Here is a 15,643-nt window from a genome sequence, read left to right on the forward strand (position 1 = left end):
GGATAGGCGATTTAGCGACGGTGCTGACGGACGGTTACGACTAGCACAGCGAGCACCGTTCCGATCGTGAGGGCGAGACCGAAGCCCGGCAGTCCGTCACTATCGTCGGCGTCGTCTGCGCCGCCTGCGCCGTTTTCGTCGTCTGTGCTCTCTCCGTCGTCCGCGTTGGTCTCGTCGTCGCTGTTGTCGTCACTGCTGTCCGTGTCGTCGTTCGTGCCGTCGGTGTCGTCATCCGCGCCGTCTCCATCGTCGGTGTCTGTCTCACCGTCTCCAGCGGCATCGTCGACACCGTTTTCGTCACCGTCCGCTGTGTCATTCCCCGCAGTTTCGGTCGTATTCGTGTGACCGTCGGCTCCGTCGCCGAAACCACCGCTTCCGCCGCCACTTGGGACCGTCCCACCCGTTGATGACTCGTCGGTTTCGCCGATGACTTCGCCGGCACTGTCCGTGACCAGCGAATCGCCGTCGACGAACTCGAGTCCCGATACCCCGTCGTCGCCGACGATCATCGTCACCGTCGCGAGCGTCGGTTCGTCGACGCTTGCCGAGCCGACGTTCGACTGGGTCAGGAATACGTGCCCGGTGTCGGGGTCGTGACTGTGATAACTGACACCACCCAACTCTTCGAACTCGACGCTCTCGACGCTCGCGTCGGTCGGTGTGTAGCTCAGGTTCGCCTGAAAGCCGGCGCTGTCCGCGGCGGTCGACGACACCGTGACGGTGACTGTGTCGTCGCTCGAGTCGGTCACCGCGAGCGCCAGCGTTCCGTCCGCGTCGGTCGTCATCAGTTCGCCGTGTGAGTCGCCGTCGGCGGTCGTTGCGTGTGCGCCAGCCGCCATCGCCGTCGTCGCGAGGACGACCACCATGGCGAGGACGACTAGTTGCTTCAGTGATCTCGTATCTGTCATTATGTTGGTTTGGTGTGCAAATCGGTTCCGTTCGATACTCTTCAGGACAAAAATCGCCTCGCGGCGATGGGAGAGTGCCTTGCTCGTTATGCCTCGAGTGCGTCTGCGCCGTGAGCAGCGACGATTTCCTCGAGGATGAGCGTGACGTCACCGGCATCGACCTGTCCGTTTCCGTTCATATCGGCGATCGATTCGTGGAACGTATCGGTCGGTTCGTCACCCGCGAGATACTGCTGGGTGAGCGTCACGTCGTAGGCGTTGACTGCCCCGTCGGCGTTGACGTCGCCGGGCCAGGCCGTCGAAATCGTGCCGTTGACTGGCAGGATGTCGAGTTCGCCGTGTTCGTCGTTGAGGTAGGTGTTCGCCTCGTCGAACGCCAGCGTGGACTGGCCGTCGCTCTCGTTGACGAATTCGAACTCGACTTCGGCGAGCGTCGGGGCCGATTCGTCGCTGGCTTGTGCCTGTGCGATCGAGAACGTCCCGTTGTCGTTGTCGACGTTCGTCACGGGGTCTGCGAAGTCGACGCCCTCGATATCGGTGACCTGTACGATATCCGGATCGAACTGCACCTGCGTCTCGTATCCGGCGACGGCATCGGCGGACGTGTTGATATCGACGGTCGTCGTGTCGCCGACGGTCCCGATGTGATCTCCGTCACCGAACGTCAGCAGGCCGTCCGGCTGTTCGATGATCGTCACGTCGCGAGAGGCGGCGTCGTCATCGCTTGCAACCGTAACGGGAGCCGTTCCGGCGTCGCCGATGTCGGTTTCCCACGTCAGCGAGATCGCCGCCGTTTCACTTTCGTTGAGTTCGACCGTCGTACTGTCGACCTCGTTGCCCTCGAAGTCGGAGAGCGTCACGGTTTGCGTGTCGTTCTCGGCGTCGACGTTACTCACGGTGGCATCGACGACCAGTTCGTCGCCTTCGATCACCGGCTCGTTGGTCTCCGTGATGTCGACCTGGAAGCCGGTTCCGAGGTCTTCAACGAGGTATTCGATCGAGTTCGCCAGAATCGTATCGGCGTCGTCGGTGTAGTCGCCGTCACCGACGAACGTGGTGTATCCCAGGTTCGATGCCAGAATCGTGGCACGCTGCTCGTCGACGGCGAACCCGTCGCCGACCGTCGTGTCAGTTTCGGGTACGGCGGTCTCCGCCAGCACGTCGAACTCGGTGTCGTCGAACCAGGTGTGGTCGCCGAACGCCGCACTGTGGAGGTCGACGCTGTCGCCCTCCTCGCCGACACCGTCGAAGATGTCGTGCGTCGCCGTTAGTTCGTAGCCAACCGGCGGCGTGACGAAGTCGTCCTGGAACGTCGCGCCCGGCTCACCCGTGACCTCGGAGTGAACCGGAATCGCGTTGCTCTCCTCGCCCCACTGGTCGAGGTAGACGACGCCGGTAGCCGCGTCGTCGGTGGCGTCGATGAACGCTTCCGCGTTCGACTCGTCTATCTGCTGGACGACGATCGCGTCGTAGCCGTTCGTCGCCTCCTCGGCGTCGACGACGGTTGGAGCGTACATCGGCGGCAGCGACTCCTCCAGGGTCGCTGCGACGTCGGCACCGTGCGTGTTGCTGTCGTCGACGACGGCGACGGGAACGTACTCCTCGAACACCGTCGTCGGACCGGTGGTGACGACTGCCTCGTCGTCGAGTCCCGTGACGGTGTGCTCGAGCGAGAACTCGCCGTCGGTATCCGCGGTCGTTTCGACGGTGATCGTCAGTTCGTCGGTAGCGGGACCGTCGAGGTCGACCGACTCGCCGAACTCGACTTCCTCGCCCTCGACGAACAGGGTCGCGTCGTCGGCTTCGTACTCGCCGTTGATGTCGACGGTTACCGTTTCGCCGTTCGCGATATCGAGGGTCACGTCGACCGCGTCACCGCCTTCGATGCCGTCGGGCTGTCCGTCGATCAGTTCGACGTCGAGTCCGTCGGCGAGTTCGAACTCCTGAACGGTGACTTCCTCCGCTTCGACCGTCACGTCGGTACTCGTACTCTCGTAGCCGAACGCGTCGGCGGTCACGGTGTACTCGCCTTCGGCGGCGACCAGGTGATACTGGCCGTCTGCGTCGGTCGTGGTGCTCCCGGCGTCGTCGAGGTCGACGGTTGCACCCTCGATCGGAACGCCGTCGTCGTCGGTGACGGTGCCGTTGACGCCGCTATCGAGTGCGACCAGGTCGGTCGCGGCGGCGACGTCGATGATCCCGTGTCCGTACTCGGTGTTCGGATCCTCGTCGGGAGCGTGATCCGGTTGCCAGGCGGTCTCTTCCATCGCATCGTACAGCAGTTCGCGGTCGGCATCACCGCCGGAGGCGGCGACCATCAGCGCGAAGGCCCCGGCCTTGTGCGGTGCGGACATCGAGGTTCCGTTGTAGGTTCCGTCGTAGCCACCGCCGGGGATCGCGCTCAGCACCTCGACACCGGGTGCCGCTGCGTCCGGCACGACGTACTCGTCGGGCCAGTAGTCCGGCGCGTCCGGATACGCGCTCTCAGTCTCGACGAGTTCGCCGCTGGAGAAGTACGCGACCTGTGCGTCTTCGTCGACGGCACCGCTCGCGAAGTTGGGGTAGATGTTTCCGGGGGCTCCGCTGACTCCCTGGCCGCTGTTTCCGATCGACGAAACCAGGACAACGCCGGCATCTCGAGCGTTTTCGGAGGGTTCGACCATCTCGTCGTCGTAGCCGTCCACGCCGAGACTCATCGTGACGACGTCGGCGTCGGTGTCGGCGACGGCCCACTCCATCCCGGCGATGATCTGCGCGAACGTTCCGCCACCGGCGTCGTCGAGAACCTTCCCGTGGTAGAGTTCGGCACCGGGAGCGACACCGTAGGCGGGAACGTCACCCTCGGGATCGTCCGGTCCGACGACGGTTCCGCTCACGTGCGTTCCGTGGCCGTTTCCGTCGTTGGGGTCGCTGTCGATCGGCTCGCCGCTCCCGTCGAATTCGATCCAGTTTCCGTCGTCGATCACGAGGTCGGGATGGTCGGCGTCGACGCCCGTATCGAGGACCGCGACACCGGCGCCCTCACCCTGGGTCCCGTGTTGGTCCCAGACCTCGGTCGCGTTGATCATGTCAAGTCCGTACGTGACGCTTTCGTTCGTCGGCTCTACCGCCGGTTCGTCCGCCGACTCGGCGTCCGTACTGGCGTCGCTATCGTCCCGCTCACCCATTGTTTCCACGTCGAAGTTTGCGTGGACCGACTCGCCACCGGTGTACCGCAGCACTTCCTCGGGCGACACTTGCGTGGTATCGACCTCGAGGAGGACCGCGTTCGCGATCCAGAACCGGTTGACGTAATCGACACCGTCCGTCTCCGCGGCCCACCGGACCGTGTCGGTCTGCGTTGCCTGTGCGTGTTGTTGCAACTCGCCGATGGCGTCCGCCGTACTCGCCGAGGCGGCGACGTCGGCGCTCTCGAACCGAACCACCACCTCCGTGGTTCCCTCTGCCTCGTGCAGCGCCTCGTCGATTCGGTCTCCCGCCAGTTCGACATCGTCGAGCCTGTCGTCGGCTGCCGATGTCTCGTCGAGCGTCCCGGCTCCCGCCATTGCCGGGAGTGACGTGACCAGTAATAGCGCAAATACTACAACTATGCTCCGTCGGAGCGTCGATTTCGATCGTTGTCTACTCATGTCTTAGTCGGTGACTCTGTCGTTGTCTGTGACAGGCCACGATCTTAATCCGAACCTGAATTTAATAAGTAAAAGCTACTGTTGTCTACTGGAGAATAACGGCACAAGATTAATTACAACATTATAATACAGTTGAACTTAGAAGCACAGCTGAGCTGATTACGGTCGAACGCTGCCTCGAGTACGGCTGGTCGATCGTCGGCGGTCGCTCTCGAGGCAGATCACACCCCGTCAAAACGCCGTTCAAAGCTAGCTTAGATGTCGATTATCGCTATTCGATCCGAACGTCGAGGACGACGTGTTCGACCCCCGCACTGTGGCTCTTCACGCGCCGTCGGTCGAGTACATCAAACGTTCGTCCGGCGTCGGCGACCGCCGCCTCGAGGCGCTCTATTGGACGGTCCCACAGTCGCGCGGTCGGCGTCGCCTCGTGGTAGTGGACGATGCCGCTGGGGACGAGCGCCTCGAGCGCCGTCGGGAGGAACTCGTGGGCTTCGTCGGTTCGCGTCCCGCGGTCGTCGCCGTTGGCGTCCGCGACAGTTGCGTCGGCATCGGTGTTTGCGATAGCCGTGTCGTCGGCACGGCCGTAGTATCCCATCACGACGCGCTCGGCGTCGAGTTCGCTCGCGAGGTCCCGGCAGTCGGTCATGTAGGCATCGACCCGGTCGCCGACGTCGTTTAGGACGGCGTTCTCGAGCAGGTAGCGAAACGCGGTCGGATTGATCTCGGTCGCCGTCACCCGCGCCCCGGAACGGGCCATCGGGAGGGTGAAGTAGCCGATGCCGGCGAACATGTCGAAGACGCGCTCGTCGTCCTCGACGATGTTCCCCATTCGGGCGCGCTCAGCTTGATTTCCGGGCGAGAACATCACCGTCGCGGGGTCGAGTCCGTACCTGGTCCCGTGCTCGGTGTGGATCGTCTCGGTGTCGCGTGCGCCCGCGAGCAGGCGCGTCCGCGGCTCGCGGTGGGTGCCCGCCTCGCCGTCGTTCGCGATTCCCTCGTCGGCCAGCACACTGTCGGCCTCGCCGTGGAGTTCGAGCAGCGCCTCGCCCAGCGCCCTCTCGTCGGGACAGTTCGCCGGAACCGTCACGAGGATCACCGAGCCGATCACGGCCCACGAGCCCGGCACCGTCTCGAGGTCCGAATCGCTCCAGCCGCGGTCGGCGAGCAGATCCTCGAGGTCCCGATTGCGGGGCTCGGGCTCGAGCTGGCGGACGATCTCGAGCACATCGGTCTCCGTCGGCGGCGCGGTAATGGGGAGTGCAACTCTCTCCGGGCCATCTTCGCGCACGCGCCTCGAGTCGTCGTAGACTCCCTCGGCTCGAAGCGACTCGATGGCGGTTTCGGCGCGGGGTTTTTGCACGATGGCGGCGAGGGGTGCGTCAGCTTGCGCCCGCTCGAGGACGTCGTCGACGGTCGTCGAATCCTCGCCGGGCGTCGGATCGTCCTCAGGCATTGCTCTCGTAGGGATCGTACGCCCCGTCGCGTTCGATCTCGGAATCGCCGTCCGGATCGGGAAGGATGTGCAGTCCGGCGCGGCTCTTCAACACGGGGACGGTCTCCGTGTCGGGATCGAAGTAGTTCGGTCGGGCGACGGTCTTCGCCTGGTAGGTCTCGGGATCGAGCACCTGCACGGCGTTCTCGTCCTCGACGGTGACGACCGTGGTCTCGACGGCGTCCTCGAGGTCGCCGAGCCTGCGCGCGTCGGGGGAGTTCCCCTCTTCGTAGCTCGCTTCGTAGCGGTCGCCGGTCGCGGCACGGATGCCCTTGAGGTTGCCCCGGGCGCTGCGGACGATCACCGGTCCCCCGTCGTCGTCCGCGAGTTCGATGACCTCGCCGGGTCTGTACGGCGGCAGTCGGACGGCGAACGTGACTCGATAGACCTCGTTGCCGTCGGAGTCTTCGGTGACGAGCGTTTCGGCGTCGTTGACGGTGCCGCCGAACTCTTCGACCATTTTGTTCGAGATCTTCTTCCCGATCTTGTTGGTCGAGACCTTGATGTTCAGGCCGTCGTCGGTCTCGCTCGTCTCCGTGACGAAGGCGTTGCGGTCCCCCGTCGCCTCCATGTCGGCCACGATCTGATTCGCGATCTCTTTCGCTCGTTCGATCTCCTCGCTCGTCGGCGTTCGGTCCTCGGCGCGAATCTGGACGATGCTGGCGTAGTAGTCGCCGGCGATGCGCCCGCAGCGAGTACACGTCTGGCGGGCGATTCTGACCGGGACCGTCACCTGCTCGTCGACCGGGGTCCCGCGCACGACGCCAGTGAAGTAACAGTGCATCCGGATCGTGTTCGGATCGATCTGTTCGGGTTCGACCTGCCAAGCGACGTCGTCGACGTCGACGTGAACGGAGAGGGCCTCGCTGACCTCCTCGATGGCGACGTCGGTGTAATCCTGTGCGCCAACGTCGACCCACCGGTTCCCGCGGTAGACGGCGCCACAGGTGGCACAGACGCGGACGTCGATCCGATCCGGTACGTCCACGAAGTCGAAATCGTCGAAGTAACAGGCGTCACAGAGCTCTACCTCCGCACCCGGCCGAAGCGGATCCGCGGCGTCGGTCTCGCCGTCCGCGTCGCTCGCCGACCGCTCGGGCACCGGATCCCCACAGCGGGGACAGAACGCGCGAGAATCACTCATTATCCCCGATTGGTGGCTGAGAGAGTTAAACGACGCGCTCTGTGCGTTGCGCTCGCTTGAGCGATGTCGGACGGGAGACGACGGTCGCATGAGGAGAGACTGGTGGATCCAACCGACGGCGTCAGCGACGCTGCGGGTTACTCCGCCGCGTCGTCCGCGCTCCCGCTCCGCCTCCGGAGCCACTCGAGCGGTGCCGTTCGAGCGCCGGCGGCGGCTGCGACGCCGGTCGAGAGCAGGCCGCCCATCGTCGTGAGACCGGTGTACTTCAGGACGTCTCGTCTGTTGTGTTCGACCATGACGGCGAGACCTTGGGCGCGAGGTGTCTTGGCTATCGTTTCGATAGCATCGTTACGACCGCACTCCCGCTGCGTACAACCGTTTCGGAAATGATGATTGTCTATAGTTCGCGAGATGAACGATCCGACGCCAGAAGCCGAAATCGCTGGTTCACCGTTTCTCACAGGTTAGGAGCTCTACACGAAACGAGGGGGTTGCCGGCTGCGCGACCCGCCCTTTCCTCGTCGAACGGCGAGTACCGCTACCTGGGTTTCGTTCCCGGTTCGACACCCCCGAGCGCCCGACTCACTATCCGGACGAGCCGGGCCAAGCCCCGTTTCGTCTCTGCCAACAAACTCGTCAGACGCTCGTCAGACGATCGGCTCTTCGGCCCCGTCAGACGTGACCACGTCACGGGGTCTCCATGCGAAACGAGGGGGTTCGCCCAACGGTCACGAAAAACATCACTTCTCCGGGAAATCCGGTCGCTCGAGGACGGTAATCGATCCCTCGATCGAGGGAGTCGTCACGGCACTTATTGTGTCGGACCCCTTCAGTGTAGGTATGAACTGGCAGGCGGACTGGGGGCTTCGGTTTCGGATGTTCCTGACGATGTTTTTGCTCTTCGCGCTGTACATCGTCTTCGCGGGCGTGATGACCGCATACATTACGGGGGGTGCGAACCTGCTCGTCTTCGCGATGCTGTTTGGCGGGATGTCGCTGGTTCAGTACTACTACAGCGACACGCTCACCCTCCGCAGCATGGGCGCGAAGACGGTTTCGGCCGAGGAGTACCCGCAACTCCACGGCTCCGTCGAACGCCTCTCCCAGCAGGCCGATCTCCCGAAACCGAAGGTCGCGGTGATGGACTCGAACGTGCCCAACGCCTTCGCGACCGGGCGCAACCAGAAGAACGCCGCCGTCGCGGTGACGACGGGACTCATGCGAACGCTCGATCAGGACGAACTCGACGGCGTCATCGCCCACGAACTCGCCCACGTCAAGAACAGGGATATGATGGTGATGACGTTCGCGTCGCTGCTCGCGACCATCGCGTTCATGATCGTTCGCTGGGGGGCCTTCTTCGGCGGCGGCCAGAGTCGCGGCGGCAAGGGCGGTGGTGGCATTATGGTCGCCATCCTCGTCTCCCTGATCGTCTGGATCATCAGCTACCTGCTCATCCGCGCGCTCTCGCGCTACCGCGAGTATTCCGCCGACCGCGGCGCGGCCGCGATCACGGGCAACCCCTCCGCGCTCGCCTCCGCGCTCATGAAAATCTCCGGCCAGATGGACAAGGTTCCCAAGGAGGACATGCGCGAGGAGGCCGAGATGAACGCGTTCTTCATCATCCCGATCAAGTCCGGCATCGTCGGTCGCCTGTTCAGCACGCACCCGCCGACGGAGCGACGGATCGAGCAACTGCGGACTCTCGAGCGCGAAATGCAGACCTTCTAAGGGGTGGCCCTCGCTACTCGAGATATGGGACTTCTGGACGGACTCCGCGCCGTGCTCGGACTGCGCGCCGAGACGGACGCCAGACGCGACGCCGACCCCGACGACCTCTTCGGGATGAGCACCGCTTACCTCACGATGGAAGCCGACCTCGGCTACGACTCGCTCGACGTCGGCGCGCTCTGTTTCTCCGGGGTCGACTCGAGTAGCTTTCGCGACGCCGTCGACGAAGTCGAGGCGATCTTAGAGGCCGGTCGCGAGGACACCGGCACCGACTTCGCGGTCACCAGCGACGACCACGGCTACCACTGGGTCGTCCTCGAGGACTCGAACCCCGAGGACCTGATCACGAGCATGCACTTCGCCGCGGACACGTTCATCGAACACGGCTACGGGTCGCGGCTGCTCGCGGCCATCTTCGCGTACGAAAACCTCGGCGGGACGGCCTACTGGATCTACTCCTTTCGCCGCGGTGCGTTCTACCCCTTCGCGCCTCGCTCCGGCCGGGAGCGCGACTCGAGCGCGGAGTTCAAACTCGAGGCGAGCCTGGACGGCGAACTCGAGATCGAACGCGAGAAGGAGTACTGGTACCCGCTGTGGCCCAGTGAGGGCGGGACTCATCCCTGGGAATGACTGGTTAGGAGTCCGGTTTCTTGATTCGGAGCCATTCATCGATACCCAATTGAGAATACCTTCCTCAGTTTCTAGTATGAAGACTATACTCAAACACTCATAGAAGAGTACTATAAAAAACATTTACATATATAAAATAAAAGCTTTAAGAGCCATTAGAAAGAAAATCTATACATGGTTGACATCAACCGACGAAAATTACTTAAAACCAGTGGCTCTGTTGCAGGACTGTCCGCTATTCCGGGTGCAGCCGCAGCAAACGGTGGCAATAAGGACGATACCGAGGACGGGTTGTCCATCAATGATAGGACAATCATCGAGGAAGACAAAAGCGAAGCGGTGGTCGCTGTTGACATCACCAATACTGATGAAAGCCTAACTGAAAACGGATCGCCGGAAAGAAAGCGGTTCGTTGCAATTGTCGACAAGGAGTCTGGTTCGGTTTCGATGCGTGAAGTCACCTCTCAGCAGTACGATAGAGCTAGCAACACTAACAGGATGAGTGCATTGAGTACCGAAATAACTCCCACCGCTGATGATGATGTCGTCGAGCGATCAGAGGCATACTCACACAAGAAAGAGGAGTGTGATGTCTATGATGATTACAATCACACTTGGGCAGCAATCACCGCCGAGTTTACTGATGAAGTGGGTACTCTTGGCTGGACCACGGTCTCAGCTGCTCTCATTTCCCTTATCGGGTCGTCGTCCATTACCGGTGGTGCTGCTGCGGTTTTGGTTGCAGCGGTTACGCTCGCTGGTGGTCTCGCTGCAATCGTGACGGACACTTATGAATTGACGTTCGGCGCATCGGAATGGGATCAATCTCTCATAATCCGTGATCAGGCTATGTATTCAGCAAGGGCATCAACTGGATATCGTAAAGAGTACGGCGAATTAACTACGATATCGGCCACTAATGGCCATCCCGCTCGATAATAGAACTATTTAGAGGGTAAAATTCTCGCACATAATACCGCAAAATCATCACAAATATAATGAAAGTAGTTCATTTAAATATTTTCACCAGTATAATCCTCGGGACGGCTGGCATAGCAGTTGCAGTTGCAACCGGTACCACCCTCGAGTCATTTTCCATATTCGTGCTCGGGCTTGGTGGTGTGTTCGGCCTCGCAGCCGGTATTGCAGACGAGATTGATCCACTCCGATGGTTGTTCAATCGAGGTCAGTGGGTAATCTCTGTCATAGCAATATTCTTTCTATTCTGGATCGTTTTCAGCCCGGAGGAAACAGCCGGACCGATCGTGATTGGATTTGCACTTGCTTTCAGTAGTGGTGTTCTCTTGGGAACGATCGGAATAATCGCCAGAAACACGGTCTAACTTCTCGATGCTTATACACAATCCACCTTCGGCTGGTACGCGTGCGATTTTATCAGACAACTGCTACCACTTCAACTGACCGTTCGAGATCGTCACCGGCCATCCGAGGTCGGCCCGTTACATTGATTATACTGGTTACATAGAATCACTACTCGGTGATCGACTATAGTAGCCACTGAACGTCAATGCGCACTTGATCGCGTGACGGCTGTGCAATCAGTGTCCGAATCGTTTCAGTTGTTACTATAGCAGTAGTTCAACGACGAAGCACTCTGGGTATCGCCATGACTCTGAGACTGGATTACGTAACCGGTACTTAGACGACAACTACGAAGACCTGACCATGAGCGTGCACTTCGCCGCGGACACGTTTACCGAACACGGCTAGCGCTTGCGGCCGTTTTTGCGTACGAAGATCGAGAAGATAACCCGCCTATTGAATCTCCCCCTTTCGCGCCCCGTTCCGGCCGGGAGCGCGACTCGAGTGCGGAGTTCAAACTCGAGGCGAGCCTGGACGGCGAACTCGAGATCGAACGCGAGAAGGAGTACTGGTACCCGCTGTGGCCGAGTTCGAGCGGCACGCACCCCTGGGAGTGAGTCGAGCAGCGCCGATCGCACCGCCCCATCGATCCGCCGACGCGTCGATACCAAACGATGTTGGCATCACCGATATTACCCTGGCACCCCTCCATCAAAGTACGGCAGGAACCTACCGCCACATCATCACCAACTGCGCCATACACCAGTTGTTGCCCCTTTTCCTGCCGCCCTTTCATGACCGCTCAGCTGCGGCTCGGTCGATGCGACGAGCGACGATCGAATGGCAGAGTTCCTCGTCGATCGGTGTCGCATCCATTATGTCGGATCGCTCGGTATCCCCAGGCAGTGACCGACTGGAATCAGTTCAAGGGAGACCCGCGACACGCCGGGGTTCGGCGCGACTTCGAGGGGCCGGAGCGCGTAACGGAGGCCTGGACGGCCGACCTCGCCGGCCCCGTCGGATCGCCGGTACTCGACCGCGACACCGTCTTCGTCGGGACGAGCGAGGGGAACTGTTACGCCCTCGAGCGCGAGCACGGCCGCGAACGCTGGCGGTTCGAGACGACCGGCGCGACCGCAGCGGCCGACGCGGCGCTGGCCGTCACCCGCGAGTTGCTGTATTTCGGTGCCGGCGACGTCGTCTACGCACTCGATCCCGCGACTGGTGAGCAGGTCTGGCTATCGGAGCTGCCGGACGCGACCGAGCCCTCGCTGGCGCTCGCCGGCGGCGTGCTGTTCGTCGGACATGCCGCGGGCGTCTCGGCGCTCGAGGCCGACACTGGCGAACTCGTCTGGACTCACGAGACCGACGCGGCAGTCGTCGGCGCGCCGGCGGTCGACAGCGCACGGGATCGGACCAGCAAGCAGGGCTGGGGACAGGGGCCGGACGAGGAGGAGCTGGATCTGTTGTCGCTCGAGGACGCGCAAATGGCGGACGACGACGCACAACCTCACGACCAGGACCGTGTCTACGTCGGGACCGACGACGAGACGGTGCTCGCGCTCGAGGCCGAAACGGGCGAGGAGCTCTGGGATGCCCCGACCGACGGCGTGATCGTCGACGGACCGACGGTCGTCGACGAGCGCGTCTACGTCGCCGACGAGAGCGGCACGCTCGTCGCGTTGCACGCCGACAGCGGCCAGTCGTGGTTCACCTACCAGATTCAGGAGTCGTTCACCTCCACGCCGACGGTCCTTCCCGAGCTCGATACGACGTTTGTCGGCGCGTCGGACGGCTACCTCCACGTCACCGATACGACGTTTGGCCGGCGCAAACTCCGCGGCTGGCTGTTCGCGAAGAAGGGGGTCGCACTCGACGGCGAGGTCTCCTCGAGTCCCGTCGTCGCCGGCGACATCTGCTGTGTCGGCGACTCCACCGGCTCGCTGTACGGCGTCGACCTCTCCGACGACTGCGACCTCTGCTGGCACTTCGGTCTCGAGGGACCGATCACGGCGACACCCGCACTCGCCGAGAACCGGCTGTTCGTCGGCGGCGACGATCGGCTCTACTGCCTCGAATGGGATCCCAACGAACGGAACCCGTGATCGCGGTCGGACTTCCACACTCGAGTAATCCGGTGCTCTTCCACTCGCTTGGCTAACCCCGTCCGGTTCGCCTTTCCACTCGCTCGGCTGACTCCGTTCGGTTCGCCTTTTCGGATAAATCTGCTGCCACGACAGTATTTCGTCCCGGCGCCGCCTGGCACTTTCACTTTCACTTCCCTGTTAACGAGGGTTTATGAGGGGTCCGGCACAAGCAGGGAGTATGCCAACAGCAGATCTCGAAACGCTCCCCGGCGTCGGACCGGCAACCGCAGACAAACTCAACGAAGCTGGATTCGAGTCCTTCCAGAGTCTCGCCGTCGCTTCTCCCTCCGAACTCTCTAACACGGCCGACGTTGGCGAGTCCACGGCCGCGGACATCGTTCGCGCCGCGCGTGACGCAGCCGACATCGGTGGCTTCGAGACCGGGACCACCGTCCTGGAACGACGGAACGAAATCGGCAAACTGAGCTGGCACATCGACGAGATCGACGACCTGCTCGGTGGCGGCATCGAAACCCAGTCGATCACCGAAGTCTACGGTGAGTTCGGCTCCGGGAAATCGCAGGTCACCCACCAGATGGCCGTCAACGTCCAGCTCCCGAAGGAAGTCGGCGGACTTCACGGCTCCTGTATCTTCGTGGACAGCGAGGACACGTTCCGACCCGAGCGGATCGACGACATGGTTCGCGGGCTCCCGGACGAGGCGATCAACGCGGCGCTCGAGGATCGAGAGATCGAAGGCTCGGCGGACAACAAGGACGCCGTCGACGAACTGATCGACGATGTCCTCGACAAGATCCACGTCGCGAAGGCGTTCAACTCCAACCACCAGATGCTGCTGGCCGAGAAGGCCAAGGAACTGGCCAGCGAGCACGAGGACTCGGAGTACCCCGTTCGCCTGCTGGCGGTCGACTCCCTGACGGCCCACTTCCGCGCGGAGTACGTCGGTCGTGGTCAGCTCGCGGACCGACAGCAGAAACTCAACAAGCACCTCCACGACCTCGACAAGGTCGGAAACCTCTACAACGCTGCCGTGATCGTTACGAACCAGGTCGCCTCGAACCCCGACTCGTTCTTCGGCGACCCGACCCAGCCGATCGGTGGCAACATTCTCGGCCACAAGTCCACGTTCCGGATCTACCTCCGCAAGTCCAAAGGCGACAAGCGGATCGTCAAACTGGTCGACGCGCCGAACCTCGCCGACGGCGAAGGTGTCATGCGCGTCCGGGGCGACGGACTGAAGCCGGAGTAAGCGACGTCGCTTCGGCGTCGACGGATCGCAGTTTCTACACGACTGGTTCTACCGAGACCGCCACTGTCGCTTCGGCAGTACTGTCGACGGTGATCTCGTACCCTACGTAAACGAAGCTTACGCGACCCGTACGCGGCTGTCCTCCACGTGTCGGTTCGAACAACGCGTCTAACGCTTCCGGATCGATTACGTTCCACAGCGGCGGCAGCGTCAGTGGATCACAGTCCTCGGCCTCGCTGACGGCGTCGACGATCGTTTCGGTAACGGAGGGTGGTGCGGGTCGGTCTTCGGACAGTGAGTGGACAATCATCGAAATCCCTACGCCGTGATATAGTAAATAACTATCCGTGGTCGGTACCTTGCTGGAGAATTCGAAATGCTGACAGGCCACGGATGCTTCTGGAGACCATCAGTTATCGGCCACTGGCTCCCGTCGTTGCGAAGCGAATCAGCTCGAACGAGCGAGACGAAGATGCGACGCTATCATGTGGGAACTGGACGAATGCCGCAACCGGATTATTCGGTCGAATCCCGGCTCTTGGGACCGCGGAATCAGTCCTCGGTCGTCGTCTTCTCGACGTCGAGTTCGCCCTGATAGATCTCCGCGCCGTCCTGGGCGACCTTCTCGGCGAGGACGGCACACTTGATCCGCATCGGCGAGATGTCGACGCCGAGCATGTCGATGACGTCGTCGCGATCCATCTCGAGTAACTCCTCGATCGTCGTGCCTGGGAGTTTCGTCGAGAGCATGCTCGCGGAGGCCTGACTGATCGCACAGCCGTCGCCGGAGAACGCGACGCGTTTGATCGTCTCCTCGTCGTCCTCGAGAACGACGTCCATGCGAATCTCGTCGCCGCACATCGGGTTCTCGCCGATGTGCGTAAACGTCGGATCCTCGATCTCCCCGTAGTTACGGGGGTTCTTGTAGTGGTCGAGGATCTGCTGTCTGTACATATCGGAGCCCAGTCCCATTGTTGTGTACGGGTAGACGCGAGAGTTGTAAAAGAGTTCCGGGGCTGCGGACGACAGCCCGTCGGAATTCGGGTCGCGAGACCGCCTGCGCGTACGTGACCGGCGTGAAAACGGTTGCTGGTCGATGGGCCTCTAGTAGCAACTGAAACGATGTACACACCGATCGGTGGGTGCGATCGGGTGTGCAGTACGTTCAGTGGCTACGACGAGTCCTGATCGACCGGCGGGTTCCAGTAGCAGGCGTCGACGACGACGGTCGCGCCGACGACTGCGGCGACGAGCATCGCCTGGACGTGCGAAACGCTCGAGACGCTCGCCGCGACCAGTGCAACCGCGAACGCAACCGGAACGACCAGCAACAGGATATCGTACCGGTCGGCCGCGGCGAGAGCGCCGATCAGGGTCTCGACCGGGTCCCGTTCGGGACGGCAAATCGTGCTCTCGTACATCGTTC

General features: G+C 62.1%; 14 protein-coding genes and 1 pseudogene. 7 read left to right on the plus strand and 8 right to left on the minus strand.

Going from position 1 to position 15,643, the window contains the following annotated elements:
- Window positions 1-11 precede the first annotated feature (11 nt).
- The 5 genes from ACSFC5_RS18380 to ACSFC5_RS18400 all read right to left on the minus strand — a co-directional run bounded on the left by ACSFC5_RS18380 (window position 12) and on the right by ACSFC5_RS18400 (window position 7,472).
- Window positions 12-908, minus strand: coding sequence for a hypothetical protein (locus ACSFC5_RS18380; RefSeq protein WP_440766690.1), 897 nt, complete (start codon window positions 906-908; stop codon window positions 12-14).
- A gap of 86 nt (window positions 909-994) precedes the next feature.
- Window positions 995-4,453, minus strand: coding sequence for a S8 family serine peptidase (locus ACSFC5_RS18385; RefSeq protein ID WP_440766691.1), 3,459 nt, complete (start codon window positions 4,451-4,453; stop codon window positions 995-997).
- Between the two features lie 355 nt (window positions 4,454-4,808).
- Window positions 4,809-5,993 (minus strand): class I SAM-dependent methyltransferase, encoded by a 1,185-nt coding sequence (locus ACSFC5_RS18390; RefSeq protein ID WP_440766692.1) that lies wholly within the window; start codon window positions 5,991-5,993, stop codon window positions 4,809-4,811.
- The gene (locus tag ACSFC5_RS18395) at window positions 5,986-7,176 is read right to left on the minus strand and encodes a 60S ribosomal export protein NMD3 (RefSeq protein ID WP_440766693.1); all 1,191 of its coding nucleotides are present in this window, start codon (window positions 7,174-7,176) and stop codon (window positions 5,986-5,988) included. The genes ACSFC5_RS18390 and ACSFC5_RS18395 overlap by 8 nt, the downstream gene beginning before the upstream one ends.
- 137 nt (window positions 7,177-7,313) lie before the next feature.
- Window positions 7,314-7,472 carry a hypothetical protein gene (locus ACSFC5_RS18400; protein WP_440766694.1) on the minus strand — a complete coding sequence of 53 codons (159 nt, stop codon included), beginning with the start codon at window positions 7,470-7,472 and terminating at the stop codon, window positions 7,314-7,316.
- Between the two features lie 544 nt (window positions 7,473-8,016).
- On the opposite strand from ACSFC5_RS18400, the gene htpX reads away from it, so the two are divergent.
- From htpX to radA, 7 genes and pseudogenes are all read left to right on the plus strand, one after another.
- Window positions 8,017-8,907: a zinc metalloprotease HtpX gene (gene htpX, locus ACSFC5_RS18405; RefSeq protein WP_440766695.1), complete on the plus strand. Its 891-nt coding sequence runs from the start codon at window positions 8,017-8,019 to the stop codon at window positions 8,905-8,907.
- Window positions 8,908-8,931: 24 nt separating this feature from the next.
- Window positions 8,932-9,537 carry a PspA-associated protein PspAB gene (pspAB, locus tag ACSFC5_RS18410; RefSeq protein WP_440766696.1) on the plus strand — a complete coding sequence of 202 codons (606 nt, stop codon included), beginning with the start codon at window positions 8,932-8,934 and terminating at the stop codon, window positions 9,535-9,537.
- Window positions 9,538-9,711: 174 nt separating this feature from the next.
- Window positions 9,712-10,476: a hypothetical protein gene (locus tag ACSFC5_RS18415; protein ID WP_440766697.1), complete on the plus strand. Its 765-nt coding sequence runs from the start codon at window positions 9,712-9,714 to the stop codon at window positions 10,474-10,476.
- A 59-nt stretch (window positions 10,477-10,535) separates the two neighbouring features.
- Entirely contained in the window at window positions 10,536-10,880 is a 345-nt protein-coding gene (locus tag ACSFC5_RS18420; protein ID WP_440766698.1) for a hypothetical protein, read from the plus strand.
- A 319-nt stretch (window positions 10,881-11,199) separates the two neighbouring features.
- Window positions 11,200-11,477: pseudogene (gene pspAB / locus ACSFC5_RS18425) on the plus strand (PspA-associated protein PspAB); the annotation flags it as partial.
- A 288-nt stretch (window positions 11,478-11,765) separates the two neighbouring features.
- Entirely contained in the window at window positions 11,766-12,965 is a 1,200-nt protein-coding gene (locus tag ACSFC5_RS18430; protein ID WP_440766699.1) for an outer membrane protein assembly factor BamB family protein, read from the plus strand.
- 220 nt (window positions 12,966-13,185) lie between these two features.
- A complete protein-coding gene (gene radA / locus ACSFC5_RS18435) occupies window positions 13,186-14,217 on the plus strand; it encodes a DNA repair and recombination protein RadA (RefSeq protein WP_440766700.1) in 1,032 nt (343 codons plus the stop codon).
- A gap of 34 nt (window positions 14,218-14,251) precedes the next feature.
- On the opposite strand, the gene ddfA is transcribed toward radA, so the two are convergent.
- The 3 genes from ddfA to ACSFC5_RS18450 all read right to left on the minus strand — a co-directional run bounded on the left by ddfA (window position 14,252) and on the right by ACSFC5_RS18450 (window position 15,638).
- Window positions 14,252-14,527 carry a DdfA family disk-determining factor gene (gene ddfA / locus ACSFC5_RS18440; RefSeq protein ID WP_440766701.1) on the minus strand — a complete coding sequence of 92 codons (276 nt, stop codon included), beginning with the start codon at window positions 14,525-14,527 and terminating at the stop codon, window positions 14,252-14,254.
- A gap of 242 nt (window positions 14,528-14,769) precedes the next feature.
- Complete coding sequence (gene sufU, locus ACSFC5_RS18445) at window positions 14,770-15,189, minus strand: Fe-S cluster assembly sulfur transfer protein SufU (RefSeq protein WP_440766702.1); 420 nt, start codon at window positions 15,187-15,189, stop codon at window positions 14,770-14,772.
- Between the two features lie 200 nt (window positions 15,190-15,389).
- Window positions 15,390-15,638 carry a DUF8015 family protein gene (locus ACSFC5_RS18450; RefSeq protein ID WP_440766703.1) on the minus strand — a complete coding sequence of 83 codons (249 nt, stop codon included), beginning with the start codon at window positions 15,636-15,638 and terminating at the stop codon, window positions 15,390-15,392.
- Window positions 15,639-15,643 lie beyond the last annotated feature (5 nt).

Source organism: Natronorubrum marinum (assembly GCF_052040125.1).
Classification (GTDB): Archaea; Halobacteriota; Halobacteria; order Halobacteriales; family Natrialbaceae; genus Natronorubrum.

Bases quoted from the DNA above. Each gene is read 5' to 3' on its own strand.
- ACSFC5_RS18380 (WP_440766690.1), bottom strand. From the start codon at position 908: ATGACAGATACGAGATCACTGAAGCAACTAGTCGTCCTCGCCATGGTG.
- ACSFC5_RS18385 (WP_440766691.1), bottom strand. From the start codon at position 4,453: ATGGCGGGAGCCGGGACGCTCGACGAGACATCGGCAGCCGACGACAGG.
- ACSFC5_RS18390 (WP_440766692.1), bottom strand. From the start codon at position 5,993: ATGCCTGAGGACGATCCGACGCCCGGCGAGGATTCGACGACCGTCGAC.
- ACSFC5_RS18395 (WP_440766693.1), bottom strand. From the start codon at position 7,176: ATGAGTGATTCTCGCGCGTTCTGTCCCCGCTGTGGGGATCCGGTGCCC.
- ACSFC5_RS18400 (WP_440766694.1), bottom strand. From the start codon at position 7,472: ATGGTCGAACACAACAGACGAGACGTCCTGAAGTACACCGGTCTCACG.
- htpX (WP_440766695.1), top strand. From the start codon at position 8,017: ATGAACTGGCAGGCGGACTGGGGGCTTCGGTTTCGGATGTTCCTGACG.
- pspAB (WP_440766696.1), top strand. From the start codon at position 8,932: ATGGGACTTCTGGACGGACTCCGCGCCGTGCTCGGACTGCGCGCCGAG.
- ACSFC5_RS18415 (WP_440766697.1), top strand. From the start codon at position 9,712: ATGGTTGACATCAACCGACGAAAATTACTTAAAACCAGTGGCTCTGTT.
- ACSFC5_RS18420 (WP_440766698.1), top strand. From the start codon at position 10,536: ATGAAAGTAGTTCATTTAAATATTTTCACCAGTATAATCCTCGGGACG.
- radA (WP_440766700.1), top strand. From the start codon at position 13,186: ATGCCAACAGCAGATCTCGAAACGCTCCCCGGCGTCGGACCGGCAACC.
- ddfA (WP_440766701.1), bottom strand. From the start codon at position 14,527: ATGATTGTCCACTCACTGTCCGAAGACCGACCCGCACCACCCTCCGTT.
- sufU (WP_440766702.1), bottom strand. From the start codon at position 15,189: ATGGGACTGGGCTCCGATATGTACAGACAGCAGATCCTCGACCACTAC.
- ACSFC5_RS18450 (WP_440766703.1), bottom strand. From the start codon at position 15,638: ATGTACGAGAGCACGATTTGCCGTCCCGAACGGGACCCGGTCGAGACC.